Source organism: Aminobacter sp. UC22_36 (assembly GCF_044056035.1).
GTDB lineage: Bacteria > Pseudomonadota > Alphaproteobacteria > Rhizobiales > Rhizobiaceae > Aminobacter.
The window spans coordinates 164380-190073 of sequence record NZ_CP171996.1 but is presented as its reverse complement, the minus strand read 5'-3'; the positions used below and the strand labels follow the sequence as shown (position 1 = coordinate 190073).

26 protein-coding genes, 1 tRNA gene and 1 pseudogene are annotated in these 25694 nt (G+C 62.9%); 15 read left to right on the top strand and 13 right to left on the bottom strand.

Translation table 11 applies throughout. The annotated features are described in order from the left end of the window. Window positions 1–222: 222 nt before the first annotated feature. From ACHMW7_RS03850 to ACHMW7_RS03835, 4 genes are all read left to right on the top strand, one after another. A complete protein-coding gene (locus tag ACHMW7_RS03850; protein WP_395449050.1) occupies window positions 223–798 on the top strand; it encodes a hypothetical protein in 576 nt (191 codons plus the stop codon). A gap of 57 nt (window positions 799–855) precedes the next feature. Beyond that, window positions 856–1626, top strand: a complete 771-nt coding sequence (locus ACHMW7_RS03845) for a DUF4145 domain-containing protein (protein ID WP_395449049.1) — start codon at window positions 856–858, stop codon at window positions 1624–1626. 68 nt (window positions 1627–1694) lie between these two features. Then, a complete protein-coding gene (locus tag ACHMW7_RS03840; protein WP_395449048.1) occupies window positions 1695–2294 on the top strand; it encodes a hypothetical protein in 600 nt (199 codons plus the stop codon). A gap of 146 nt (window positions 2295–2440) precedes the next feature. Beyond that, window positions 2441–2830: a hypothetical protein gene (locus tag ACHMW7_RS03835; RefSeq protein ID WP_395449047.1), complete on the top strand. Its 390-nt coding sequence runs from the start codon at window positions 2441–2443 to the stop codon at window positions 2828–2830. A gap of 91 nt (window positions 2831–2921) precedes the next feature. Here the strand turns inward: ACHMW7_RS03835 and ACHMW7_RS03830 are convergent. After that, window positions 2922–3023, bottom strand: a pseudogene (locus tag ACHMW7_RS03830) (ATP-binding protein); the annotation flags it as partial. Between the two features lie 311 nt (window positions 3024–3334). Here ACHMW7_RS03830 and ACHMW7_RS03825 point away from each other — a divergent pair. Beyond that, complete coding sequence (locus ACHMW7_RS03825) at window positions 3335–4381, top strand: diguanylate cyclase domain-containing protein (RefSeq protein WP_395449046.1); 1047 nt, start codon at window positions 3335–3337, stop codon at window positions 4379–4381. 218 nt (window positions 4382–4599) lie between these two features. Beyond that, window positions 4600–5787: a CmlA/FloR family chloramphenicol efflux MFS transporter gene (gene cml / locus ACHMW7_RS03820; protein ID WP_395449045.1), complete on the top strand. Its 1188-nt coding sequence runs from the start codon at window positions 4600–4602 to the stop codon at window positions 5785–5787. Window positions 5788–5808: 21 nt separating this feature from the next. Here cml and gshB read toward each other — a convergent pair whose 3' ends face one another. Continuing rightward, window positions 5809–6750, bottom strand: coding sequence for a glutathione synthase (gshB, locus tag ACHMW7_RS03815; protein WP_395449044.1), 942 nt, complete (start codon window positions 6748–6750; stop codon window positions 5809–5811). A gap of 324 nt (window positions 6751–7074) precedes the next feature. Here gshB and ACHMW7_RS03810 point away from each other — a divergent pair, with 324 nt between their 5' ends. The 6 genes from ACHMW7_RS03810 to ACHMW7_RS03785 all read left to right on the top strand — a co-directional run bounded on the left by ACHMW7_RS03810 (window position 7075) and on the right by ACHMW7_RS03785 (window position 13007). Continuing rightward, entirely contained in the window at window positions 7075–8412 is a 1338-nt protein-coding gene (locus tag ACHMW7_RS03810) for a putative bifunctional diguanylate cyclase/phosphodiesterase (protein ID WP_395449043.1), read from the top strand. 191 nt (window positions 8413–8603) lie between these two features. Then, window positions 8604–9371, top strand: a complete 768-nt coding sequence (locus tag ACHMW7_RS03805; protein ID WP_395449042.1) for an SDR family NAD(P)-dependent oxidoreductase — start codon at window positions 8604–8606, stop codon at window positions 9369–9371. Next, entirely contained in the window at window positions 9368–10309 is a 942-nt protein-coding gene (locus tag ACHMW7_RS03800) for a 2-dehydro-3-deoxygalactonokinase (protein ID WP_395449041.1), read from the top strand. Before ACHMW7_RS03805 ends, ACHMW7_RS03800 begins: the two co-directional genes overlap by 4 nt. Beyond that, window positions 10306–10941, top strand: coding sequence for a 2-dehydro-3-deoxy-6-phosphogalactonate aldolase (locus tag ACHMW7_RS03795; RefSeq protein WP_395449040.1), 636 nt, complete (start codon window positions 10306–10308; stop codon window positions 10939–10941). The genes ACHMW7_RS03800 and ACHMW7_RS03795 overlap by 4 nt, the downstream gene beginning before the upstream one ends. 1 nt (window position 10942) lies before the next feature. Beyond that, window positions 10943–11812, top strand: a complete 870-nt coding sequence (locus ACHMW7_RS03790; RefSeq protein WP_395449039.1) for an SMP-30/gluconolactonase/LRE family protein — start codon at window positions 10943–10945, stop codon at window positions 11810–11812. A 136-nt stretch (window positions 11813–11948) separates the two neighbouring features. Continuing rightward, window positions 11949–13007: a D-alanine:D-lactate ligase-like protein gene (locus tag ACHMW7_RS03785; protein ID WP_395449038.1), complete on the top strand. Its 1059-nt coding sequence runs from the start codon at window positions 11949–11951 to the stop codon at window positions 13005–13007. A 13-nt stretch (window positions 13008–13020) separates the two neighbouring features. Here ACHMW7_RS03785 and ACHMW7_RS03780 read toward each other — a convergent pair whose 3' ends face one another. Next, a complete protein-coding gene (locus tag ACHMW7_RS03780) occupies window positions 13021–13380 on the bottom strand; it encodes a septal ring lytic transglycosylase RlpA family protein (protein WP_395449037.1) in 360 nt (119 codons plus the stop codon). A 308-nt stretch (window positions 13381–13688) separates the two neighbouring features. Between ACHMW7_RS03780 and ACHMW7_RS03775 the strand changes: the two genes are divergently transcribed. Together ACHMW7_RS03775 and ACHMW7_RS03770 are read left to right on the top strand one after the other, a co-directional pair. Then, complete coding sequence (locus tag ACHMW7_RS03775; RefSeq protein ID WP_395449036.1) at window positions 13689–13874, top strand: hypothetical protein; 186 nt, start codon at window positions 13689–13691, stop codon at window positions 13872–13874. 111 nt (window positions 13875–13985) lie between these two features. Further along, window positions 13986–14882: a glycosyltransferase family A protein gene (locus ACHMW7_RS03770; RefSeq protein ID WP_395449035.1), complete on the top strand. Its 897-nt coding sequence runs from the start codon at window positions 13986–13988 to the stop codon at window positions 14880–14882. Here the strand turns inward: ACHMW7_RS03770 and ACHMW7_RS03765 are convergent. Next, window positions 14866–16458, bottom strand: a complete 1593-nt coding sequence (locus tag ACHMW7_RS03765) for an alkaline phosphatase family protein (protein ID WP_395449034.1) — start codon at window positions 16456–16458, stop codon at window positions 14866–14868. The genes ACHMW7_RS03770 and ACHMW7_RS03765 overlap by 17 nt on opposite strands. 301 nt (window positions 16459–16759) lie before the next feature. On the opposite strand from ACHMW7_RS03765, the gene ACHMW7_RS03760 reads away from it, so the two are divergent. Continuing rightward, the gene (locus ACHMW7_RS03760; RefSeq protein ID WP_395451255.1) at window positions 16760–17065 is read left to right on the top strand and encodes a hypothetical protein; all 306 of its coding nucleotides are present in this window, start codon (window positions 16760–16762) and stop codon (window positions 17063–17065) included. 116 nt (window positions 17066–17181) lie between these two features. Here the strand turns inward: ACHMW7_RS03760 and ACHMW7_RS03755 are convergent, their stop codons facing one another. The 9 genes from ACHMW7_RS03755 to mepA form a co-directional block, all read right to left on the bottom strand. Continuing rightward, complete coding sequence (locus ACHMW7_RS03755; RefSeq protein ID WP_395449033.1) at window positions 17182–18042, bottom strand: hypothetical protein; 861 nt, start codon at window positions 18040–18042, stop codon at window positions 17182–17184. A 383-nt stretch (window positions 18043–18425) separates the two neighbouring features. Next, window positions 18426–18917 carry a YbjN domain-containing protein gene (locus ACHMW7_RS03750; RefSeq protein ID WP_395449032.1) on the bottom strand — a complete coding sequence of 164 codons (492 nt, stop codon included), beginning with the start codon at window positions 18915–18917 and terminating at the stop codon, window positions 18426–18428. A 309-nt stretch (window positions 18918–19226) separates the two neighbouring features. Beyond that, window positions 19227–19311: transfer RNA gene (locus tag ACHMW7_RS03745), tRNA-Leu, on the bottom strand. A gap of 279 nt (window positions 19312–19590) precedes the next feature. Continuing rightward, complete coding sequence (locus ACHMW7_RS03740; protein ID WP_395449031.1) at window positions 19591–20208, bottom strand: 2,3-bisphosphoglycerate-dependent phosphoglycerate mutase; 618 nt, start codon at window positions 20206–20208, stop codon at window positions 19591–19593. Between the two features lie 44 nt (window positions 20209–20252). Further along, window positions 20253–21062, bottom strand: coding sequence for a 4-hydroxy-tetrahydrodipicolinate reductase (gene dapB, locus ACHMW7_RS03735; protein WP_395449030.1), 810 nt, complete (start codon window positions 21060–21062; stop codon window positions 20253–20255). A 31-nt stretch (window positions 21063–21093) separates the two neighbouring features. Then, window positions 21094–22914, bottom strand: coding sequence for an ABC transporter ATP-binding protein (locus ACHMW7_RS03730; protein ID WP_395449029.1), 1821 nt, complete (start codon window positions 22912–22914; stop codon window positions 21094–21096). A gap of 91 nt (window positions 22915–23005) precedes the next feature. Then, window positions 23006–24028: a glucokinase gene (locus ACHMW7_RS03725; RefSeq protein ID WP_395449028.1), complete on the bottom strand. Its 1023-nt coding sequence runs from the start codon at window positions 24026–24028 to the stop codon at window positions 23006–23008. A 26-nt stretch (window positions 24029–24054) separates the two neighbouring features. Then, complete coding sequence (locus ACHMW7_RS03720) at window positions 24055–24384, bottom strand: methylglyoxal synthase (protein ID WP_395451254.1); 330 nt, start codon at window positions 24382–24384, stop codon at window positions 24055–24057. Between the two features lie 159 nt (window positions 24385–24543). Then, window positions 24544–25638, bottom strand: coding sequence for a penicillin-insensitive murein endopeptidase (mepA, locus tag ACHMW7_RS03715; protein WP_395449027.1), 1095 nt, complete (start codon window positions 25636–25638; stop codon window positions 24544–24546). Window positions 25639–25694: the final 56 nt, after the last annotated feature.

Below are 25694 nucleotides of genomic sequence, written 5' to 3'. Positions count from 1 at the left end.
ACTTTCCCATTTGCCATCGTATGCAGATATCTAATATCTGATACTTAGGCGGCAGCGTTTTGATCCGGAACGGCGCACTCACCGCTGAGTTCGTTCTCCAGCAAGCTTACCCCCACTCCCACAAGATAGGCTATGCGCACTAACGGCACGCTTCACTTCCAATTCAGTGATGGGGATATGTACTCCTGTACTGTCGATGAACTTACGCATTTGAGAAGTCAGATGTTCCGTAATGAGGAATTGGCAGCGCGGGTATCCCTATCGTTCTGCTTGTCCATCATGGCTCACGAAAGTCGCTTTAAACTGGGTGCTTCGATCATGCGCACCATCAGAGATATGGAGCGTGACAGCAACGATATGCGCACTAAACCAGCGGCGCCGTTCAAGCGGCCGCCCCTATTAGGTCTTTGGCACAAACACTTCTTCGACGCGCGTTTCTTGGCAGGCAATTATTTGCTCGCCGCTTCGACGCGAGAACGCGTAAATCATGTGATGGAAGCGATTCGACTGTCGGAAGGTCAGCCGAAAGAAACGATACTTTCTCGGTTGGTTGCTGCTGGCTGGACTGAGCCTGTTGAAAGGCGCTTCGCCGAAGGGAAGGCGACCGGAGAATGGGTGGTCTACCTGCCGCGAGACGGCAAGAACTATTACTTAGCCTGTTCAAAACACCGCAGGTCACCTGACGAGCAATACCAGCTTCTCGATGGCATCCTTGCAACCTGCACAATCGACTTCCCGGAGCTAGGCGCCTGGCTGGAAGTGGCTGCCAGAAATTCAAACCTTCACGATGAGTTGTGACCCCGGGCGTTGGTTCAAGCGAATGACTCACGCCTGTCAGGTAAATGGGGGGGGAATGTGACGACGGAAACAAAGATAGGCAGCAAGTTCAAGGCGCACTGCTCGAACTGCCGCGGTGATCGCAACTGCGATGTACTGGGATATCACTCAGTACGTGGAGAGGACGGGGGCGGATATTATCAATGGCACACAGAATGGTACCTGCTCGTATGCCGTGGCTGTGAGCATGTGTTTGCTCAAACGGTCAGCACCAATTCTGAAGACTACCATCAGTACTATAACGAAGCCGGTGAAGCAGAGACAGAGCACAAAGAGACAATCAATAGCTGGCCAGCGAAGTCCAAACGTGAACGGCCAGAATGGCTGAGCAGCGGCGGCATCACGATTGATACTAAGGGCATCGACGATCTCGATGCGGCGTTGCTCGAGTTATATGGCGCTCTTGATCACGATTTGGACAGGTTAGCTGCTATTGGCATCCGAACGTGCTTCGATATTGCCGCCGAGGTGCTTGGAATAGACGCGAATCGGCCCTTCCAGAAGAAACTGGGTGAAATGGTCGATAAGAAGTTGATCAAGGATTCAGAGCGGGAGCACCTCGATGTTCTCGTTGATGCCGGAAGTGCTTCAGCGCATCGTGGTTGGAAACCGTCCACGGAAGACCTCAACGTGCTGATGGATACTCTCGAAGGCTTCATCTATGATTCTTTTGTTGTCCCGAGTAGGAAGAAAGCCGCAGCGGAAAAGATCGCCAAGGTGAAGAGAAAAGTTCCTCCGCGATCGCCGAAGAAAAAAACATCCAAGGAACAACCAACGATACCCGAATAGTCAGGTTAGTACCGACTTGCGTATGCCCTGCCCTTGCGGCATCGTCCTGTGACATCGGGAGTTGGGTCATGCTTTCGCTTGTTGTGTACTTTTTCTCATCTGGGATTGGACAGGCGCTCACAATCGCAGCGATTACAGCGGCGGTAGGCCGAACGCTGACGGCGCGCGGAAAGCTGGCTTGGGCTGTTTCCCACCAGCACTTCTATCGGATGCCCCGCTTTCGCGATGACGGCTTCTTCCCTGTTCGAACTCAACAGATATGGTTTCAGAACCTAGGACGTGCGCCTGTCGAAGGTATTGAGATCGTGCTGAACTGGAAGCCCCAACACTATGAGATTTGGGATCCAAGAAAGTATGAGGAAGTCATCATGCCCGACGGGCGCTTTGCCCTTATGGTCGACTCATTGTCAGGAAGGGAGCGCTTTACGCTGTCAATGATTGACACGATCAACGACCTACCCGGTATCATGAATGTCCGCACCAAAAGCGGAGAGGTGAGGAATCTCATTATGGCGCCACAAAGGGTTTGGCCGAACCGAATTCTGTGGCTTGTGGCTGCCCTGCTTCTGATTGGGATAACCACGGGTGTATATCTTGCCCTTCAATGGTTGATACCCAGCGCCCTAGCGGCTTTTGCGAAACTACCCTACCCGTCAAGCGGACTCTAAAAGTGAACCAAATTCCCACTTGGGTCGCAGTGCTTCAAGGATTGACGGTCCCGGCTGTTGCCTCGATCGCAGCCTTAGTTGCATTTCTTCAATGGCGAACCGCTCACCAAAAGGTTGTTCTAGACCTCTTTGAAAGGCGACTTCGGGTGTTTGAAGAGGTCAACGAGGCAGTTGGAAACTTCATCGCAGGCACCGGCAATCTCACGCATTTCAACTGCCAAGTGCGGCTTCAAACGGCGTGGTCGAATTCCCAGTTCCTATTCGGCCCAGAAGTGAGCGAACAGATAGAGCGATTTCAAAGCCTTGCATCCCAGATGTCTCGGATTGGTCGGAGGCTTGAAGCAAGCAGTGTTTCCGCTGCGGAGCGTGATGCCCTGATCGACGAACAGGTGGAACTCGATAAGAGGTTGTCCCAATGGAAGGAGCCATGGACGAAAGTTTGCATTCCTTACATGAGGATGGCTCAAAGGCGAGTCAGAACACCAGTTGAGTGGTTCCACGATCGAAACGAGCTCCGAAAGAGCTTTGGAAATTAATGAGATAGTCTGTCCAAGTGGGGGGCGCCCATGAACTTGGGCGATCTCGATCACCTCGCTTAGACATTCGCTAGGTGAAATTAATCCGGCTCACTATCTGCATGCCGACCTTGCCCGGCGCGACCATCACCTGCACGTCGACGGGAACCGCCTCGATACCCTGGAACGCGACAGTGCGCACGCGCGAAACCATGCTGCCCCTCCCTGTAGCGCAGCTCGTCCTTCAGGACGCACGGCTGCACCGTGGCAAATTCATGCACGTTTGTTTCGAAATCCGGCGGGCGCTACCCCTCGTCCGCGTAATCGGTTCGTCAAAGACCCGACAAGACAAGCATAGATTGTAGGAGTACGCAAGAACATTTAGGGAACATGTTGCCGGTGCGGTGCAACTTCGCCTTGCGTTAACCTTGATGCGTGGCCTGATTGCCGCTGCGGCATTAGCGATAGGGAATATTAAGCGCTGGTGCGCCAGTGTGGTGCCACAAACAGGGGCAATCGATCCACATGATGCGCAAGCCGTCATTGCGAAAGGTCGGGCGGCGGGCCGTTCTCAGGGGGCGCGACGCAGCCACAATTGCCGAGTTCGAGGCCAGGCTCGAAGCGCAGGCTGCGCTGATCCGCGAGCAGGCCGCCTCACTGGCGCACAGCCAGAAGATCTTCGACCGCGCCTCGGCGGCCGCCCGCATCGGCGTGTGGCAATGCAACCTCGCCGACCAGGCGCTGCAATGGACCGACGTGGTCTACGACCTCTTCGACCTGCCGCGTGATGCAGCGCTCGACCGTGGCGAAATCGTCAAGTGTTATACGGCCGCCTCGGCAGCGGAACTGCAGGTCAGGCGCAGCAAGGCGATCGAGGACCGCACCGGCTTTGGCCTCGACGCCGAAATCGTCACGGCGAAGGGCAACCGCCGCTGGATCCGCATCACCGCCAGCGTCGAATGCGAGGATGGCGTCGCTGTGCGCATCTTCGGCATGAAGCAGGATATCACCGAAGAGAAGATCCTGGCCGACCAGACCCGCTATCTCGCCGAGTTCGACGTCATGACCGGCCTCGCCAACCGCAGCCAGTTCCAGTCGAAACTGTCGGGATTGACGGCGTGCGACAATGACCGCCCCGCGCTCGGCGCGCTGCTGCTCGTCGACCTCGACGGCTTCAAGCAGATCAACGACACCTTCGGCCATGTTGTCGGCGACGAGTGCCTCAAGGAAGTGGCCCGGCGCCTCGAGGCCGCCTGCGCTGGTGTGGAGCTCGTCTCGCGCATCGGCGGCGACGAGTTTGCCGTGCTGGTGGGGATGCAACTCGACCTTGCGGCGATTTCGGAACTGGCGCGCGACATCATCGACAAGCTCGGCAAGCCGGTCGACCATGGCGGCCGGCCGCTGAAGCTCGGTGCGTCGGTGGGCATCGCGCCGTTTGAAGCCTGCACGCCTTCGGAACTTCTGGTGCGGGCCGACACGGCGCTGTACCAGGCCAAGTCCGCGGGGCGCAACACGTTCCGGATATTCAAGGCGACCGACACGATCGGCATGCGCAACCCGCGTGCTGCCTGATGTCAGGGGGTTGTCCCAGACGGCTCGGGCTGGTACTGGGCCCGCGAGCCTTCAATGGCATAAGCATTCGCGGGACATGAACATGGGCACAGTCAAGTCCGCAGACAGATAGGCCGCAACGACACCGATACGTTGTTGCGGCGCCCTGCCCCTCATCCTTCAAGACACGAAGTGGCAGATCGCCGCCAGATGAAATTCATTTGAGCGGATGCTTTGTCATGCCCAAGCGAAACTCTCCCGCGTGGAGTTATTCCCTGCCAGCGGCCCTTTTGCTGATGGCGCCTTTCGACATCCTGGCCTCGCTGGCCATGGATATCTATCTGCCGGTCGTGCCGGCGATGCCCGCGATCCTCGGCACGACATCAGACATTGTCCAGCTGACGCTGAGCCTCTACATGATCGTGCTCGGGTTGGGGCAGGTCGTCTTCGGCCCGGTCTCCGACAGGATCGGCCGTCGGCCGGTGCTGATATCAGGCGCAGTGCTGTTCGCAACAGCCTCGTTCCTGCTCGCTGGCACCTCGTCGGCGGCATTGTTTGTCGCCTTGCGTGTGGTGCAGGCGCTGGGCGCGTCGGCAGCGCTGGTCGCGACATTCGCCACGGTTCGCGATGTCTACGCCGACCGCGCTGAGGGCGCCGTCATCTATGGCCTGTTCAGCGCCATGCTGGCGTGCGTGCCGGCGCTCGGCCCGATCGCCGGCGCGCTGATCGCCAGAGGCTTCGGCTGGCGGGCGATCTTTGTCGCGCTCGGCGTCCTCGCCGTGGTTGCCGTGCTGAACGCGTTGCCGCGCTGGCACGAGACACGGCCCGCGCCGGGAGGCATGGCCCGGCTGGCGTTCCTGCCAATCCTGAAAAGCCCGGCCTTCTGGGTCTATACGCTGGGCTTCAGTGCGGCGATGGGGGCGTTCTTCGTCTTCTTCTCGACAGCGCCGCGCGTGCTGATCGACCGTGCCGGCTTCTCCCAGCTCGGCTTCAGCCTCGCCTTCGCCACGGCGGCCGTGGCGATGATGGTGACCACGCGGTTCGCCAGGCTGTTCGTGGCGCGCTGGGGCATCGCGGGCAGCTTGGCACGCGGCATGGTCATGCTGCTCGTCGGCGCCGCCTTGCTCGTTTGCGGGCAGTTCTTCGCCGCGCCGTCGTTCGCAAGCTTCGTCGTGCCGATGTGGGTGATTTCAACAGGCATCGTCTTCGCCGGTTCGGTGACGGCGAATGGCGCGCTGCAGGAGTTCGGGAATGCGGCGGGCACGGCCGTGGCGCTCTACTTCTGCGTCCAGAGCCTGATTGTTGGCGTCGTCGGTACGCTTGTGGTGGTCATGCTCGGCGGCGACACGGCTTGGCCGCTTGCAGCATATTGCGCGGGCATGGCTGTCGCGACGCTGGGCGGCCTCAGGCTACTCGGGAGACACTAGCAAAAAGTGGGATCGGGCCGCTCAAGCCCGCTTCTTCTCCACTGCGTCCCAGAACAGCGCGGCGATGTCGGCGCCACCAAACTTCTTGACCTCGCGGATGCCGGTCGGCGAGGTCACGTTGATCTCGGTCATGTAGTCGCCGATGACGTCGATGCCGACGAGGATGAAACCGCGTTCGCGCAAGGACGGTCCGATGCGGGCGCAGATCTCGCGCTCGCGAGCCGTGAGTTCTGTCTTTTCGGCGCGGCCGCCGGCATGCATGTTGGAACGGGCGTCGTGCTCGGCCGGCACGCGGTTGATGGCGCCGGCAGGTTCGCCGTCGATCAGGATTATGCGCTTGTCGCCCTTGCGCACGTCCTCGAGGTAACGCTGGACGATGTAGGGCTCGCGGAACAACTGGCCGAACATCTCAAGCAGTGAGGACAAATTGCGGTCGACCTCGTGCAGGTGGAAGATGCCGGCGCCGCCATTGCCGTAGAGCGGCTTGACGATGATGTCGCCGAACTCCTTGCGGAAGGCCGCTACCTCTTGTGGGTCCTTGGTGATCAGCGTCTCCGGCATCAGGTCGGCGAATTCGGTGACGAAGATCTTTTCCGGGCTGTTGCGCACCCAGGCCGGGTCGTTGACGACCAGCGTCTTCGGATGGATGCGCTCGAGCATGTGGGTGGTGGTGATGTAGTTCATGTCGAAGGGCGGATCCTGGCGCAGCAGGATCACGTCCATCTCAGAGAGGTCGGTACGGACCGGTTCGCCCAAGGTGAAGTGGTCGCCCTTGATGTCGCGCACCTCAAGCTTTTCGATGCGGGCGAAGACCTTGCCGTCGCGCATCGACAGCCGGTCCGGCGTGTAGTGGTAGAGCTGGTGGCCGCGGCGCTGCGCCTCCAGCGACAGCGCGAACGACGTGTCGCCGGCGATCGAGATGGTTGCGATGTGGTCCATCTGGACGGCGATCTTGAGCGGCATGGAGGTCTCCGGCGCGGCTGGTCGATGGTGTTTGCGCGGCAACCGGACAGTCGATCCCGCGCTTTGGTGACGAGGATGTAGCGATTTGCCGGCCTTATGCAATGGCGCGGCGGCGTCGTGGCTTTGAAGGCGCCGCTATATGGCCCAAAGGCGTGTCGCAGGCCGTTGAAAATGCGCGCGCGTCATGGCGAAACCGGCTGGCGGTGAAACCGGTTTCGACGCGGTGTCGAAATCCGGACAGCGGGCGGATTGAATACAATTCCTAAACGCTTTGCTGGCAATGTGCTGCAACGATTTCAAACATCAGCAGAACAGAGACACAGCATGCCAATCGGCGTCAGCCATTCGGACAGGGATACGGCGGATCTGGCCTTCACCGACGCCTTGACCGGGCTCGGCAACCAGCGCCGGTTCTTCGACAAGGTCGAACGGCTGATCGGCGACCGCGCCGAGGACCCGGCACCCTTCACCGTCGGCATTCTCGATCTCGACGGCTTCAAGCCGATCAACGACCTGTTTGGCCACCGTGCCGGCGACGACATCCTGATCCAGGTGGCAATGCGCCTGCGCGCCGCTTGCGACGGCTATTCGGCGGTGGCGCGCATCGGCGCCGACGAATTCGCCTTTCTTTACCCGCTGGTGTTTTCTGAGGATGCTGCAGCCGATAAGGCCCGCATGCTGATCGAGATCCTGTCGGCGCCCTACGATGTCGGCGAGCGCACGGCGCGCCTGTCGGCCTCGGTCGGCTGCTCGCTGTTTCATTCGGCCGACGACACCACAGAGAGCTTGGTGCGCAAGGCCGAGACCGCACTCTACCATGCCAAGCGCTCGGGCCGCGGCCGCGTCGTGGTCTATACCCGCGAGATGGAAGAGGCGGCAAAGCGCGTCACCCGCATCGAACAGGCGCTGCGCCGTGCCGTTGCCGCCGGCGAGGTGGCGCCGCATTTCCAGCCGATCGTCGATCTCAACACCCGCCGCACCATTGGCTTCGAGGCGCTCGCCCGCTGGACCGACCGCGATCTCGGCTTCGTGTCGCCTGCCGTGTTCATCCCGATCGCCGAAGAGCGCGGCATCATCGGCCCGCTGTCGCAGCTGGTGCTGCGCAAGGCGGCAGAAGCGGCGCGCAGCTGGCCCAAGGAGATGTTCCTCTCCTTCAACCTGTCGCCGTCGCAGCTGGTCGACCAGAACACCGGCCTGCACATCTTGTCGATCCTCGAGCGTACCGGCTTCGACCCGCGCCGCCTCGAGATCGAGATCACCGAGACCGGCCTGATGACCGATCCCGCTTCGGCGGAAAAAATCGTTGAGGATCTTCGCCGCGTCGGCATCCGCGTCTCGCTCGACGATTTCGGCACCGGCCAGTCGTCGCTCGGGCGCCTGCGCGAGTTCCGCTTCGACAAGCTCAAGATCGACCGCGCCTTCGTCGCCTCGATCCTTGAAGATCGTCCGTCCGAGCATATCATCCGCGCTATCCTGGCGATGTGCGAAGGCCTCGGTATGGATGTCGTTGCCGAAGGCATTGAAATGGAAGCGCAGGCAGAACGTCTGACGCAGTTCGGCTGTGCCGGCGGGCAGGGCTATCTGTTCGGCCGTCCCGCCGACGCCGATGCGACACTTGGCTATCTCCGCGATCGCAGCGTACCTTACGCTCGGGCCGTCTGAGCTCCTTTGCCCTTCGCACGCTGAGGCCTATGCCATTCCGCCTGTACCATTCCTATTGAAGCGGAATGGGCTCCATTTTCTTACTGGAGCATGATCTTTTCCGAAAACCGGTTCCCACTTTTGGGCATCATGCTCTAATAACGGAGGCGTACCCTGCCTGTTTGTGGTGGGCGCGGTGCGAGGGAAAGTTCATGATGCCATCGGCACGATTTCCTGATCTCGAGGGCCAGTCGGTGCTGATCACCGGCGGCGGCTCCGGCATTGGCGCCGCCCTGACCGAAGCCTTTGCCCGGCAGGGCGCGAAGGTTGCCTTCATCGACATTGCCTCCAAGCCGAGCCTAGAGCTGTGCGACGAGATCGAGCAGGCGACTGGCAACCGGCCGCTCTATCTGCACGCCGATCTGCGCGACATCGCCGAATTGCGTCGTGCGGTTGCCCGCGCCGAGGAGGAGCACGGCTCGGTGACGGTGCTGGTCAACAACGCCGCCAACGACGTGCGCCACGAGGTATCGGACGTCACACCAGAAAGCTGGGACGACAACCAGGCGGTGAACATCAAGCCGCACTTCTTCACCATCCAGGCGGTGGCGCCAGGCATGGTCAAGGCCGGCGGTGGCTCGATCATCAATTTTAGCTCGACCTCCTACATGCTCAATATCGGCACCATGCCGGCCTATACCGCTGCCAAGGCGGCGATCGTCGGGCTGACCAAGGGACTTGCTGGCCGCTACGGTCCCGACAACATCAGGGTCAATGCGGTGGCGCCGGGCTGGGTCATCACCGAGCGCCAGCGCGAATTGTGGGTCAGCGAGACGTCGCTCAATGAACACATCGCCCGGCAGTGCATCAAGAAGATGATGCTGCCGGAGGACATGGTCGGCACGGTGCTGTTCCTGGCGTCCGACGCTTCGAAAATGCTGACGGCACAGACGCTGATCGTCGATGGAGGTATCTTGTGAGTGCCACGCCAACCATCGCTGCCGCCGACTGGGGCACCACGCGCCTGCGCGTTTGGCTGCTCGACGCCACCGGCGCGGTGCTGGACGAGCGCCGCAGCGACGAGGGCCTGCTGACGGCGCAGCACAAGGGCTTTGCCAATGTGCTCGACCGGCATCTCCAGGACATGGGTGCCGGCAAAGACCTGCCGGCGATCGTCTGCGGCATGGCCGGCGCCCGCCAGGGCTGGGTCGAGGCGCCCTATGTCGATGTGCCGGCGTCGCTCAGCGACATTCTCGGTGCCGCCGTGCCGGTTCCGGGTACGGACCGCGACGTCCGCATCGTGCCGGGGCTGGCCCAGCGCAATCCGCGTACGCCCGATGTCATGCGTGGCGAGGAAACCCAGCTTGCCGGCACAGCCAAGCTGATCGGATCGGGCAGCCATCTCGTCTGCATGCCCGGCACGCATTCGAAATGGGTGATCGCCGAGGGCGGCGCGATTTCAGGCTTCGGCACCTGGCCGACCGGTGAGATGTTTTCGGTGCTGTCTGAGCATTCGATCCTGCGCCACTCGATCGGCGACAAGCCGGCGGTGGTTTCGCCCGACAGCCAGGTGTTCCGCGACTGGTGCCAGGAGGCGCTGTTCGACGGCGACATCGCTTCGCGGCTGTTCGGCATCCGTGCCTCAGGCCTGCTTTCCGGGCTCGGCCAGGACGATGCGGCGGCGGCGCTTTCCGGCCTGCTGATCGGCGCCGAGATCGCCTCGGCTGTCCGGCGCTTCGGACGGCGTGGCTCACCCGTCGTGCTCGTCGTTTCCGGTGCGCTGGGTGCACTCTATGCCGAGGCAATGCGCCTCGACGGCATCGCGGTGACTGTCGCCGATGCCGATGAAGCCGTGCTGGCCGGGCTGGTGGCGGCTGCCCGCCGCAACAGGATGCTGGCCGAAGGAGTGGCCTCATGAGCGCGACCGCACCATTCCCTGAGCTTGGCCGTGGGCTGGTCGCCATCCTGCGCGGACTGAAGCCTGAGGAAGCGCTCGAGGTTGGCCGCGCCGTCTTCGATGCCGGCATCGAGGCGATCGAGGTGCCGCTCAATTCGCCCGATCCGTTCCGCTCCATCGAGATCCTGGCCCGGGCGCTGCCCGCGGCACTTGTCGGCGGCGGCACGGTGGTATGGGCCAAGGATGTCGACCGGCTCAACGACGCCGGCGGGCGGCTCCTTGTCAGCCCCAACATTGACGCCGAGGTGATGGGCCGCGCTGGTGTGCACAAGATGGTGACAATGCCCGGCGTGTTCACGCCGACCGATGCCTTCCTGGCGCTGCGCCTGGGGGCTTCGGCGCTGAAGTTCTTCCCTGCCAGCGTGCTCGGTCCGGGTGGCATTTCTGCGATCCGCGCCGTGCTGCCCAGGGAGACGCAGGTTGGTGTCGTCGGCGGCGTGTCGGAGGTCGATTTCGCCGCCTATGCCAAGGTCGGCGTGCAGCTGTTCGGCCTCGGCTCCAGCCTCTACAAGCCCGGCATGAACGCTGCCGAGGTCGGCGAACGTGCCCATGCCGCCGTCGCCGGCTGGGATGCCATCGGCAAGGCAGGGTGACATGGCGGCCACCATCCTGTCCGACGAGGTGTGCGAGCTTGGCGAGGGGCCGACCTACGATCCGGCCACCGACACGCTCTACTGGTTCGACATCCTGGCCAGCCGGATGCTGGAACGGAAGCTGTCGGGCGGGCCGACGCGCATCCACCAGCTCGCCCAGATGGCCAGTGCCATCGCCACCATCGACGGCGAACGCCAGCTGCTGCTGACCGAGAGCGGGCTGCATGTCCGCGACGCCGCGACCGGCAAGCTGACCCTGCACATGTCGGTCGAGGCATCCAACAGCGCCACCCGCTCGAACGATGCGCGTGTACATCCCAGTGGCGCGCTGTGGTTTGGCACCATGGGCAAGAAGGCCGAGGCGGGCGCCGGTGCCATCTACTGGTATTTCCGCGGCGAGCTCCGGCTGCTGTTTCCGGCGATCAGCATCCCCAACTCGATCTGCTTCAGCGCCGACGGAAAAACCGCCCATTACAGCGATACGGCGCTCAACCTGCTCTATCGCCTGGACTGCGACCCCGACACAGGGCTGCCGCTCGGCGAGCCGAAGCTGTTCGCAGATCGCCGCGGCGACAAGGGCGACATCGACGGCTCGGTGGTCGATCGCGATGGCGTGTTGTGGAATGCCAGCTGGGGCGGCGGCCGGGTAGATGCCTATGCGCCTGATGGCAAGGTGATCCGCAGCGTGGCGGTGCCGGCCATGCAGGCGACCTGCCCGGCCTTTGTCGGATCGGCAGCCGACCGGCTGGTCGTGACGTCGGCCACCGAAGGCATGAACGCCAGGGCGCGGCGGGCTGACCCGCATGCCGGCAAGACCTTCCTGCTCGACATCAAGGTCAACGGACGGCACGAGCCGAACATCCTGATCTGATCCCCCTTGCTGCGCTGCTGCCTGTCGCCGTAACGATGGGTCGAGGTCGGTTTTCCAGCAAGTTAGCCGCATCAGGGATGCCATTGTCGGTGCGGGGCGAAGTCTTCGCCTCGCATGACAGCAGGAAGAGTGCCCGATGGCTGGACAAAGACCGACGCTGATCCTCGTCCACGAGCCCGAGCGGGCCTGCGCTGACCGGCTTTTGGTCGACGGCTTCTCGCGCCAGGCAGCGACCGAGATTTCGTCCTATCTGGCGCAGTCGACCGACCTTGCACCTGAGTTCAACGCGATTGGTGATGCCTGCGAGCGGCGCGGTCTCGGCTTTCGCGCCGTCGAGCTGGACGATGCCGCCGCAGTGCTCGCGTCTGCTGACCCTCGCCATAGCCTTGTCTGGACGCTGACCGACGGCATCGCCTATTTTCGCGGTGGTGCGTCGCCTGCCCTTGCCCGCCTCAACGGCTTGAAAACCATCGGCGCCGACGATTCGCTGTTTGCGCTGTGTCAGGATAAGTTCCGGGCGGGTGCTGTTCTCACCGCCCTTGGCCTGCCCGTGCCGGCCGCCGGCCTGGCGCGTGGCGGCGAGTGGCTGGTCGAGCCGCCGGCGTCTTTGTCGGGCTATTTCGTCAAGCCGAACCGGCTCGGCGCCAAGATCGGCATCTGGGCGGATTCGCGTTGTGGCGTTGCGCGAGAAGCGCTCGGACTAGGGCGCAGGGTGTTCGATGCCTATCGCGATGACGTCATCGTCCAGCCCTACGTTGCTGGCCGCAATGTCAGGGCGAGTTTCCTGGCGCTCCACCCCTATGCGGGACCCGAAGCGCTCGGCATCGTCTTCGTCGACTCGGGCGGCGACTTCCAAACCATGGCGGACAGCATGGCGCTGTATGGCGACACCGGCATCGCGGCCAGGGAGGCGGGCCTTTATGCCGAGCCGGAACTGGTGCAGGTGGGATCGGCGCAGCCGCGTGCCGCGGAAAAGATCAGGCAGGTGGCGGCGAAGCTGATGGCCGGGCTTGGCTTGCGCGACGTCTTCTCGCTCGACTTCCGTGTCGAGGCCGATGATACCGTCCACCTCATCGAGTTCGAGGTTTGCCCGGGCCTGCCTTGCTTCGATTTCCGCGCCTATTGCCGGGCCGAATGGCACCTCAGCCTCGTCGAGGCGATGGCCGAGACGGCGGCGCGCCGGCTGTCGAGGTAGGCCGAGTGTCGGCTTAGCTCTGGCGTTCCATGCACACGGACGTATGTCCGGACTTGATGAAGCCGATCTGCTGGGCGGCACCCTTGGACAGGTCGAGCACGCGTCCCTTGATGAATGGGCCGCGATCGTTGATGCGCACGATAACGCTCTTGCCGTTTTTCTGGTTGGTCACCCTGAGCTTGGTGCCGAAGGGAAGCGAGCGATGCGCCGCGGTCATGGCCGATGGATTCATGCGTTCGCCCGAAGCGGTCTTCGAGGTCAGCGCGTACCAGGATGCGCCGCCGCATTGGGCCGAGGCGGTTCCGGTGAAGGCAATCATCATGCTGGCGGCGAGGGTGGCCGCTACGATCGCGGGCTTGGCGCTGTTCTTCATCTTCTGGTTAATGCTCCGTTGATGCACGCACGGAGCGGTTTCAACCCAAATGTGGCAGCGAATGCGGCAAGCATCGGGCAGTTCCGAGGCGAGCGCACACGTTTGGAGTCTCAAGGTAACAGTTTGTCAGGCCGTCACGACCCGAATGGAAGGAATATCTTCATAATTCGGGAGCGGGTGACGAGATCATTGGCGAGTTGGAGGAATCGCTGCTGGCGAAAGGTTGCTTGAGAGTACTTGAAGCGTAAGAGTAATATCAACAAGCCGCGAGGCGTTGTGAAGATAATCAGCACGGAGGCATCTTTGACATGAAGTTATTGGCAACCATTGTGGCGGCGCTGGCAGTCGCCGTCGGCGCTGTCTGGATCCTGCAAGGGGCCGGCCTGCTCGGCGGCAGCTTCATGACCGGGCGAACGGAGTGGCTCTGGATCGGGATCGTGATGGCCTTGGCCGGTTGTGCTTGGTTTCTGTGGCTGAGGCGCTCGGGCAGGTGAAGCTGCCGTTTCGCCGAAACGAGCCAACGCGACGAACTATTGTAGGCGGATGCCGAGCCGCTAGGATGTGCCTATAGGCCGGTCCGGTCGGTTGTTGGGTATGAGGGGCAATTGACCGAACTCGGTTTGACGATTGCGATCTGCACCCGCAACCGGGCGCCTTTGCTCGCACGATGCCTTGCGGCGCTCGTCGTGGCCGAAAGGCCGAACTCCACCTTTGAAATTCTGGTTGTCGCCAATGACTGCAGCGACGACACCTTGGCGGTGGCGCGGCGTTTTGCCGACCGGCTGCCGATGGTTGTCGTCGAGGAGCCGCAGGGCGGGCTTTCCCACGCCCGCAACCGGGCGATTGCCGAGGCGCGCGGGCGGCTGATCGTCTGGCTCGACGACGACGCCCTGGTGCGGCCCGCCTTCCTACGTGCTTACGAGGTCGCCATGGCTGCGTCGCCACGATGCAGCATCTTCGGCGGCGTGATCGTTCCATGCCTCGAAGGCGAGCCACCCGCCTGGCTGATGGCCGGCCTGGACGTGGTGGAAGGCGCATATGCGGCACGGCGGCGGGCCGCCGCCGACGTCTTTGCCGACGTCGATGCCGATCTTCCGTTCGGTGCCAACTACGCCATGGTGGCCGATGCCCAGCGCCGCTATCGCTTCGACCCCGAGCTCGGCCGGCGGCCAGGCAACCCGTTCGCCGGCGGCGAGGAGATCGCGGTCATGCGTGCGGCACTTGCCTCGGGCCATCACGGGCGCTGGGTTCCCGAGGCGATCGTCGACCATCTGATCGGGCCAGAGCGGCAGACCGAAGCCTGGCTGTGGGGCTACTTCCACGCCGATGCGAAGCAGCGCACGTCGGGGCGCCCGGCGTCACTGTGGGGCCGGCTTAAGGCCGGCAGAGCATTTCGCCGCTATCGGCGGGCGCGAACAAGGGCGCAGCCCCTGGAATGGCTGGAGCTGTTCGTCAAGGCGGCGCAACTGGCTGGAAAAGCCGGCGTCAGACCGGATCTTTAAGCAGCGTCTTTCCGCTAGGGGCCAGCTCCGAGGATACGCCCAGGAGATCCAGGATCGTCGGCACCACGTCAAAGGAACTGGTGATGCCGGAGCGGCCGGCTTCAAGGCCCGGGCCGGCACCGAAGACAAACCCCCAATCGCCGGTATGGCCGCCTGTGCGGCGCCAGGGCAGCGGGCCGACTGTGCCCAACTGCTCATGCTTCATGCCGAGAAGGCCCATCCGGAAAAGCACGTAGAGATCGGCCTCATGCGGCCCGACTTCGAATGGGGACTTGCCAGCCCGGAAGGTTTCGCGCACTGCCGGTTCGCCGCTCAGCGGATCGCGGCACTGCGACAGCAGCAATTCGAGTTCTTGGAGGAGCGCATCGTAGCGTTCGGGGCTCACGGTTCCCGATGCTTCTCGACCGCGCAGGTTCACGCGAATCTGTCCGTCGTAAAAGGCTGGAATGGCAAATGCGTCCATCTTCGGCCAGAAGGCGCGATAGCGCGTCGTGGGCATCCAACCGATGCCGCGAGGCTCTCGCTGACGGCGAAGCGTTTCGGCGTCGCGCCGCCTTCCGATGCCCGTCTTGACCAGCGCACGGGCGATGCGGCCGGGCCTGTCGGGCCATGGAACGAGCTTGCGCAGCGTCGGCTCCCAGCCGTCATCCTCTCCGAGCAGCGGCGTGCCGTCGTCAAGGCGTGCCGCAGGCCTGAAGTCACGCATGTAGGCTTTGCCGAAGCTGCGCCGGTAGAGCAGCTCCGGCAGCAGAGCCATCGCGGGTACATCGCCCTCGTTCATGCCCATGCCATGCATGGAAAAGGCCAGCACCGTCGCGTCGGGGAAGGCGTCGGCGAGCTCGCCGACCAATTGGTCGAGCGCTTCGTAGATACCGATCATCCCTTGTCTTGCCGGCGCTGCGGAGGCGTGATGATGGAGCGGATGCTCGGTATCGATGCCGTGCCAGAACGGCTCGCTGCCGGAGTGTGCCTCGGAGGGAACGACAATCGCCAGATCCCAACTGGGAAGCCGCTCGCGCAGCAGCCACACGGCGATCTCGCGGCGCCTTTCGACTGCAGCGATCAGGGCGGCGGCGGCGGCTTCCGTCTTGGCGACAGAAGGCCAGCAGAAGCCGTAGATCCATTCCGCAGCGGGGTAGGGGCCGAACCTGCCGGCGATTTCGGCGGCGAGACCCGGCGGATCGGAATGGGCCTCGACGCCGGGATCATGGGCGCCCCAGGCGGCGAGGCCAAGGACATTTCCACCGTCTTCCAGCCTGCAATAGGGCAGGTCGAAAGCCACCACCCTTCGGCCGATGGCCGGCAGGTAGGAAGGGGCTGTGACCTCCTCCTGGAGGACGTCATATGTGGCCGGATCGTAGCGTACTGCTGACCAGCGGCCACCGTCGGACGGCGCTAGCCCGGTTGCGACGTGCTCCCAGGCTAGGCCCGAAAGTTTGTCGCGCCCATGATCGAGCTGCAGGCCGATACCGTTACGGCGCAACCGGTCGAGGTTGGGCAGGCGTCCTTCGTCGATCATTCGCTCGACAAGGTCGTAGTCCATCCCGTCGAGTCCAATTGCGATGACGCGCGGCATTTCCCCTCCAGCCTGAGTTCCCCGCGACCAGTATTGCCGAGCCAGCCAAGGTCGACAATGCCCGGATAGGGTGCGGTGGCCTGCGACGCTGGCGGCTCATTGAATTTCTTACGGATTTCTGAGATAATATTCCCAGTGCGAGAACGCCCGGCTGAGGAGTTCGACTAGCACGCACATAGTCCTCAGGGGCGCTCGAGCTTAACTCGAACGTAACCAATGAGGATTTTTCGTCATGGCAATGCCTAACGTAATGGAGCCCCTGGGGCTCACTCAGCACCGGCGCTGGGAGGACATCGTGACGATGATCCTCGGCGCCGCGATCATCGTGTCGCCGATGTGGTTCGGCGTCACCGGCATGCCGACAATGATGGCGGTTACCGCGCTCGTAGGTGCCGCGATCGTCGTGCTTTCCGGACTGGAGCAGATCTTCCTGCGGCGCTGGGAGGAAATCCTGTCGCTGTTCGGCGGTGTCTGGATGGTCGTGCAGCCTTTCGTTTTCGGATATGGCGGCACGCTGCGCAGCTGGCACATCGGCCTCGGCATCGCAGTGGCCGTGCTGGCCGCCCTGGAGCTCTGGCAGGACCGCAACCGCAGCCTTGAAGCATGAAAAAAGAGGCCCGACCTATGAGCCCCGCAGTTGGCGGGAGAGGGCTTTTCTGGCTTTTACCAACGAAAGGGCGCCGTGTGGCGCCCTTTTAACATCTGGCAACGAGAGGACGTCGATTAGTCGATCTCGTTGGCGCTGAAGGCGGCCCATTTGCCAAAGGACGGCAGGTCGAGCGAGCCGGGGGCACGGTCGGCCTCGCGCAGCGTCGTGCCGGAGCGGAATTTCAGGCCGACCATGAAGGTGTGGAAGTTGTCGCCGTAGGAATACGCGTCGCTGTCTGTTACGTGCCAGGAAATCTGTGTGAATTCGTAGCGGCCAAACAGCGATACCGGCCAAGCGTCGGCGCGATATTCACTCTCGAGATTGAAATCTAGCGTTCGGCTGGGTGCGCCCTCATTATATTTCGTTCCACCAGCGTAAGCGCCATCCGCCTTGATGGACCAGTTGTCGGCGACGAAATAGGCGAAGCCAAGTCGAGCGAAAGGTGCATCGTTCAGGCCCTCTCCCCATCTCGTTTCCGAATCGACGTAGCCGGCCTGTCCGAACACCGAACCCCAGCCGGTCAACAGCTTGGCTTCGGCGCCGACGAAGCGATAGGCCCTCGGCTTGTTGCTTTTGGCGACGTCGTCCTGGAGGCCAAAGCCACCAAAGCCGCCGAGGAAGAAGCTGTCGTTGCGATAGTAAAGGTGGATGGCGCCATGACCGTAGGTGCGGGTCCAGTCGGTGTCAGGTTTGTCGGCGCGTCCGATCGCGGTTCCTTGCAAGTCGCCCTGAATGCCCCAGTTCGGAGCGAAATTGTAGCCGATCGCGCCGTCGAAAGACGCGCTGATACGTGTGTCAGCGAACTTTACACTGTCGGTCGGATCTATTCCCAAGCCACCAAGCGTGTTGTGGATGCCGGCAAAGGCGAGGCCGATACGATAGCCGATGGCCTGCTGGTCAGCAGCCTGTTCGCCTGCGATCGCAGCAGGCGACATGCAAAGGAGAGCCATAGCGCTGGCGGCGCCAAGATAATGTTGAGATTTCACGATGCCACCCCGGCCTACAACTTAAATTTAATGGTTCAACTAATTTCAGACGGAGTAATGAGCGAAGAGGCAATAGCAATAGTGCCAACCGCGAACTCCGAAAAACTTCTGAAGTTCTATGCCTGTGTGGCATATTTGCCGCAACTTGTTTAAGGCATGGTTATGCACGTAATTTGAATTTTTGTGGACGTCGTACAACCTTTGGAAGCGAAAATGGCCGCGAGCCAGCAGGAATAGCTGGCCTGCCATTCGGATCCTCGAATCCTCGCGCCTTCTTGGCGCCCAGCGCTTCGCTGATGAGGCGAGCTGGCGAGGCAAGAGGGCCACGCTGTTCAGCGCCAGCCTATGTAGGTGGTGAACTCGGCCATCAGTGTGTCGAAGCGCTCTAGGTTCTGCGACAGGTTGCTGGCCGAGACGCCGCCGCCGCAATCGACCAGATAGTCGAAATAGGTATTCTCCTTGTCGTTGGCGGCGCGGCCGGCAACCTTCTTGTTGTTCCACTCCAGCGCCTTGTCCTGCATCTTCTTGTCAGTCTTGAAGCTGCTCTGGAACTGCACGCGCCGGCATTTCTGCGGTTCGCTGCCCTCGCAATTGTAGAGATAGACCCAGAAATTCATGCCGGAGGCCTTGGAATCGATGACCGGCAGGTTGTCGCTGTCGACCCCGACCTTGGCCTGGTATCCGGCCTTGATCATGATGGCCTCGAACTCCGCGACGGTTACGCCCTCGATCACGGTCGGGGCTACCTGCGGTTTGTCTTCGGCCCTGGCTGCAGTACCGGCGGCAAGGGCCAGTGTAGCGGCGAAAAGGGCAAAGCGCAGCATCGGCATGCTCCTCAACAAGGTTGTGCAATAATATTAGTACAACCTGATATTAACATCGACCATGGGTCAGCGGGAAGCTGACCGTTTGAGCGATCATCGAGGGTGCCGGCTGCGGTGATGGTGAGGATGGGCGGCTGACGCTCGTGGCGCGCCAATGCCTTGGACGGGATGCCGATTCAGGCCGTGACACTGGGCCGATGGCGCCAGCGCGGCGCCGGACGATGCCAAAATCCGGGCAACAAAGAAGCCCGGCGAACCGGGCTTCTTTGAGTGCTTCTCGACAGCAAGGAGCTGTCTGAAACAGGAAACTGGTGCCCAGAAGAGGACTCGAACCTCCACGCCTCGCGGCACACGGACCTGAACCGTGCGCGTCTACCAATTCCGCCATCTGGGCTGGTGCGGGCTGATGTAAGCGGGCGAAGCGACTGTGTCAACGCGCTTTTTCAGCTTTTGCCGACGAATGCTGTGACAGGCCGGAAATGTCGCAATCAGGCACAGAGCCTGACGTAGGGGCCGACAGGCTTTCGAAGCCGGCGAAGGGGAGCCGCGCTGCACGGCTCCCAAATGCATGGCCCGAAAATCGGAATCGATTTTTCGCTGGGGATCATGCACAGCATTCAAAGTGCCACAGCGTCCTTTGCGCGTCCCATTGGACGCGTGGCGCTGCAGTGGCTCAGGCCAGTACTTCCTTGGAAGCGACGGTCGAATCGGCGTTGAGCTTGTAGACGATCGGCACGCCGGTCCCGAGTTCCAGCTTGACGATGTCTGGACCCGAAATGCCTTCGAGCGCCATGATCAGCGCGCGCAGCGAATTGCCGTGCGCTGCCACCAGCACGGTGCCGCCCGACAGCACGTGCGGCTGCATGTCGTGCATGTAGTAGGGCCAGACGCGCGCGCCGGTGTCCTTCAGGCTCTCGCCGCCGGGCGGCGGGGTGTCGTAGGAACGGCGCCAGACATGGACCTGCTCCTCGCCCCACTTGGCGCGGGCGTCGTCCTTGTTGAGGCCATTGAGGTCGCCATAGTCACGTTCGTTGAGTGCCTGGTTGCGGATTGTCTTGAGATCGCTCTGGCCGGTGGCGTCGAGGATGTGCTGGCAGGTCTTCTGGGCGCGCATCAGCGCCGAGGTGAAGGCGATGTCGAACTTCAGGCCGCGCGCCTTGAGCTTCTGGCCGGCGGCCTTGGCTTCGGCGGTGCCCTGCTCGGTCAGGTCGACGTCGCGCCAGCCCGTGAACAGGTTCTTGAGGTTCCATTCGCTCTGGCCGTGACGGACGAGCACGAGAGTACCGGACATTTTCGCTCCCTTGAGATTGAGATGATGAGGCTGGATTCGGTTGATCAGAGGCCGAGCACGTCGCGCATCGAATAGAGGCCGGGCTTGCGGCCATGCGCCCACAAGGCTGCCTTGACGGCGCCGCGGGCGAAGATGGTGCGGTCCTCGGCCAGGTGCGACATGACGATGCGTTCGCCGGTGCCGGCGAGAATGACCGAGTGCTCGCCGACGACGGAGCCGCCGCGCAGCGCGGCAAAGCCGATGGTGCCTGCCTCGCGCACGCCAGTGTGGCCGTCGCGCACGCGCACGCTGTTCTCGGCCAGTCCGATCTTGCGGCCCTCGGCAGCGGCTTCGCCGAGCAGAAGGGCCGTGCCCGAAGGCGCGTCGACCTTGTGGCGATGGTGCATTTCCACGATCTCGATGTCGAAATCGTCGGGGCCGAGCGCTTGCGCTGCCTTTTCGACCAGCACCGACAGCAGGTTGACGCCGAGGCTCATATTGCCCGACTTGACGATGGTGGCGTGGCGCGCGGCAGCGGCGATCCTGGCGTCGTCCTCGGCTGAGCAGCCGGTCGTGCCGATGACATGGGCGATGCGCGCCTGGGCGGCATAGCCGGCGAATTCGACGGTCGCGGCCGGCACGGTGAAATCGAGCACGCCGTCGGCCTTGGCGAAGGCTGACAGCGGGTCGTCCGAGATCTCGACATTGATGATGCCGACACCGGCGAGTTCGCCGGCGTCCTTGCCGAGATGCGGCGAACCAGTCCGTTCGATGGCGCCGACGACGCGCACGCCCTCCATGGTGTGGACGGTGCGCAACAGCACCTGACCCATCCGCCCGGCGGCACCGACCACCACAAGACCCATCTCGCTCATTTTCAAGCTCCCTGAGGCAGCACGCGTGCCGCTACCCTACTATTGCAGTCTCGTCGGTATCGTCCACCAGTCCAAGTGCCGCTTCATCGTGCAGATTGTGGAAGCGGGCATAGACGCTGTTCGCATCGGCCAGCAACCCGGCATGTGTGCCTTCCTCGATAAGCCGGCCGTCGTCGAGCACGACGATATGGTCGGCATTGACGACAGTCGACAGGCGGTGCGCGATGACGATGGTTGTACGGCCCCTGCTGGCACCGGCAAGGGCTGCCTGCACGCGCGCCTCGGACTCGTTGTCGAGCGCCGAGGTCGCCTCGTCGAGCAGCAGGATCGGCGCGTTGCGCACCAGCGCACGGGCGATGGAGACGCGCTGGCGCTGACCGCCGGAAAGGGTCGAGCCACTCTCGCCGACAGGCGTGTCGTAGCCTTGCGGTTGCTCACGAATGAACTCGTCGGCGAAGGCCTGTTGCGCTGCCTCGCGGATGTCTTGGTCAGTGGCATCGACGCGGCCGTAGCGGATATTGTCGGCGATCGTGCCCTCGAACAGATAGGGATGCTGCGAGACATAAGCGATGTTCTGGCGCAGCGAGCGCTTGGTCACTTCGGCAATGTTCTGGCCGTCGATCTCGATGCGTCCGCCGTCGACGTCGTAGAAGCGCTGCAGCAGCGCGATCAGTGTCGACTTGCCGGCCCCCGAAGCGCCGACGATGGCAGTGGTCTTGCCGCCAGCGGCGGTGAAGCTGAGGCCACGCAGCACCGGCACGTCGGGGCCGTAGGCAAAGGACACGTCGTTGAAACGGATGTCGCCTTTGCCGACCCGGATTTCTGCGGCGTCGGTGGTGTCTTCCTGGCGCGGTTCGGTGTCGAGAACCTCGTAGAGCATGCGGGCGTTGACCAGCGCAGCCTCGAGGCCGACCTGGGTTCGCGCAAGCCGGCGCGCCGGGTCGTAGGCGAGGATGAGAGCGGTGATGAAGGAAATGACAGCACCAGGCGGCTGCGCGGCCATTGTCGCACGGTAGCCTGCGTAGCCGATGACTGCCGCGATGATGAAGCCGGCGAGCATGTCGGAGATCGGCGACAGGCGCTCGGACACCCGGGCGATCTTGTTCGAGCGTACCTCGACGTCGCTGACAAGGGCGCCCATGCGGCCAGCAAGCTGGTCCTCCATGGTGAACGCCTTGACGATGGCCATGCCTTGCACCGCTTCCTGCATCGATCCGAACAGCCGCGAACTGACCAGCACGGCCTCGCGGTTGAGGCGGCGAAGCCGGCGCATCAGGTGGCTGACGACGAACACCAGGGGTGGCCCGATCAGGAAGGCGATCAGCGACAGCATCGGATCCTGGTAGATCATCACCGCCACCAACCCGATGAGCGAGATCGCGTCGCGGGCGATCGAAGTGACAAGGATGTTGAGCAGGTCACGCACGCCGCTGACGTTCTGGCTGAGCTGCGCGACCAACTGGGACGAGCGCTTGGCCGAGAAGAAGTCCATGCCGAGCTTCATCAGGTGGTCGAACATGCGGCGCTGGTAGCGGGCGATGAGGTTGTTGCCGACCTTGGCGAGCACGACGGCCGAACCGTAGGTGGCGATGCCGCGCACCACGAAGGCTGCAACGATCGACAGGCAGATCAGGACGATAAGGTCGGAACGCTGCTCGTAGAAGATCTTGTTGACGACATCGCGCATGATCCAGGCGGTGAAGGCCGTGGTGCCGGCGATGGCAAGCAGGAAAGCAGCGGCGAGCGCATAATGCCAGACATAGTCGCGGCCATTCTCGGCGGCGACCCGCTTGAGGACGCCGACAATCTCGCTTGGCGCGGCTTTCGGCGTTTGGTTCTGGTCGATGGTCAAACAGGCAGTCCTGTCGCTCTGCGAAAACTGCGCCTCTCATAAAGCATGAAGCTGCGAGGGGAAACCGCCATTTGCCGCACGGCTGCCGCGGTCAGATGCGCCAGCGCCGATCGCCGGTCTCGATGCCGAACAGCGACGGATTGCGGGCATAGGCCGCAAGCCCGGCAAGGGCAGCCAGCGGGTGGGTGATGACATAGACCGGCATCGAGGCCATCAGCTCGCGATGCGGTGCCTTGTCTTCGAAGGCTTCGCGGAATTCGCCCTTCTTGAGCGCCGGTACGATCTTCTGGGCGATGCCGCCGGTCAGAAAGACGCCGCCCTTGCTCTTGAACACCAGCGCCAGATCGCCGGCGGTGCGGCCGAGGCAGGCGACGAAGATCGAAAGCGCTTCTTCGGCAATCACGTCGCTGCCCGCAAGCGCTGCGGCGGTGACTTCAGCCGGCTGGGTGAGGGTGGGTGTCTTGCCATCGGCCTTGGCCACGGCGCGGTAGGTGTTGACCAGCCCGCGCCCGCACAGGATCTGCTCGCCCGAGATGCGGCCTTCGAGCTTCTCCAAATGCGGAAACACTTCGAAATCGCGCTCGCTGCGCGGCCCGAGGTCCATGTGGCCGCCTTCGCCAGGCACCGGGATCCAGCGCCCAAGCGCATGGATCAGCCCGGCGACGCCGAGGCCGGTGCCAGGGCCGAGCACGACGCGGCCAGCGCCTTGCTCAGCTTCGCCGCCACCGATCTTTTCCATGTGCTCGTCGCCGAGCGCCACGACAGCCAGCGCCTGAGCCTCGAAATCGTTGAGCACGAGGATGTCGACCAGGCCGAGCGTCGAAAACATCTGCTTCGGCCGAACCACCCAGGGGCAGTTGGTGAGCGCGATCTCCTCACCCTCGACTGGGCCGGCGACAGCCAGCACCGCCGAGCGCGGACGCACCGGGGAACCGGCAAGTACCGCCAGGATGGCGTCGTCGATGGTGGCGTAGCTGGCGGTCTGGACGATGCGCGGCTCACCGGCGTCCTTGTCGGCACTTTCGACGATGGCGAAGCGGGCATTGGTGCCGCCGATGTCGCCGATCAGGATTGGAAAGGGGAGAGCCTGCGCCTGGTCGCTTGGATGTGACATGCCCGAATTCGTCCCCACGTCGGCGTTCAGCCGTTCTCTTGGTTTTCCAGCATGATCTCGGCTGTCGCCCGATTCAACGCCATGGGAATGTCGTAGACGATGGCGAGCCGCATCAATGCCTTCACATCGACGTCATGCGGCATCGGCGTCAGCGGATCAACGAAGAAAATCAAAAGGTCGATCTTGCCCTCGCTGATCAGCGCGCCGATCTGCTGGTCGCCGCCGAGCGGACCGCTTTTCAGCGGCGTCAGATTGAGGCCCGGGCAAGCGGCCAGAATACGCTGGCCGGTGGTGCCGGTGGCAACGATATGGCAGGTCATGAGGAAGTCGACATGGTGGGCCGCGAACGCGGCCATGTCGTCCTTCTTCTCGTCATGGGCGATCAGTGCGAGACGCAAGGCTGGTGTCACTCTCGGCTCATCCAGGCAAACTAAATCGGTTGAAATCCATAGACCGATTTCCTTCGCTTTGGAAGCGCCGGGTCGTCAGCATGGCGGTCCGCGCCAGGAGGCGACTTATTTGTTTGTCGGGCGCGGTCGCGGCAGCGGGATGTCGACCGAGGGTCGGGGCGCGAAGGCGTTCGCTGCGGCCGGGGCATCGGCGTCAGTGATGACAGGCGTGTCCGCCACTTCCGGCTCGGGAACCGGGGCGGCAACCACCGCCGCCGGCGCGCCCTTGCCGCGGTAGGTGACAGCTGCTTCGGAGGCCGGCGAGGGCGCATCGAGCACCGCCTGGCATGCCTTGGGCAGGCTGGCCATCGTCATGATGTCACGCGCCTTGGGCTTGGCCGGTCCGGTTGCCGGGCGCCACGGCTCTTCGGTGAACCACCAGGCCAAAGACTTGTCGCAGCCGTCGCCGCGTGGCGTCGGATCCTGCTCCTTGCAGCCGACCGAACCGGCCTGGCAGCCGATGCGGACATGGAAATGATAATCGTGGCCCCAGAACGGCCGGACCTTGCGCAGCCAGGAGCGGTCGCCGGTGACGGTGTCGCAGAGCTTTTTCTTGATGCCCGGATTGACCAGGATGCGCTCGACCTCGGGGTAGCTTGCGGCGCGCTCGAGCAGCCGTGCGTGCTCCGGCGTCCAGCGCTTTTCGATGACGCGATGGGTCTTTTCGTTGACCATCGACACCGCACTCATGTTCTCGCGTTCGGTCGGCGAAAGCTTGTGGTCAGGCATCGGCGTCAGCCAGATGTCGGCGTCGAGGCCAATCTGGTGCGAGGCGTGGCCGGTCAGCATCGGGCCGCCGCGCGGCTGCGAGATATCGCCGACAAGCAGGCCAGGCCAGCCGTCGGCGGTGGCGTCGCGCGACAGCTTTTCGATCAGCGCGATCATTTTCGGATGACCCCAGCGCCGGTTGCGCGACAGCCGCATCGCCTGCCATGTCGGGCCGTCGGTGGCGATCGCGACACCGCCGGAGAAACAGCCCTTGGAATAAAAACCGTAGGAAGCAGGAGCCGTCGCGGCAGGCAGCTTCTTGGAGCCGAACAAGTCCTTGGCAAGCTCCGAAGCGCCGGCCGCCTGAATGTCGAGGCCGACGAGGCCCAGTGTCGCCGCGGCCATCAGGAGCCGCGCTGCCTTGCCCAGAAGTCCGCTGAAAAATGCTGTCATGGAACCCGATCCTCTCAGCAAGCTTGGGCCGCCACAGTTACCGAAGGGTAAATTCC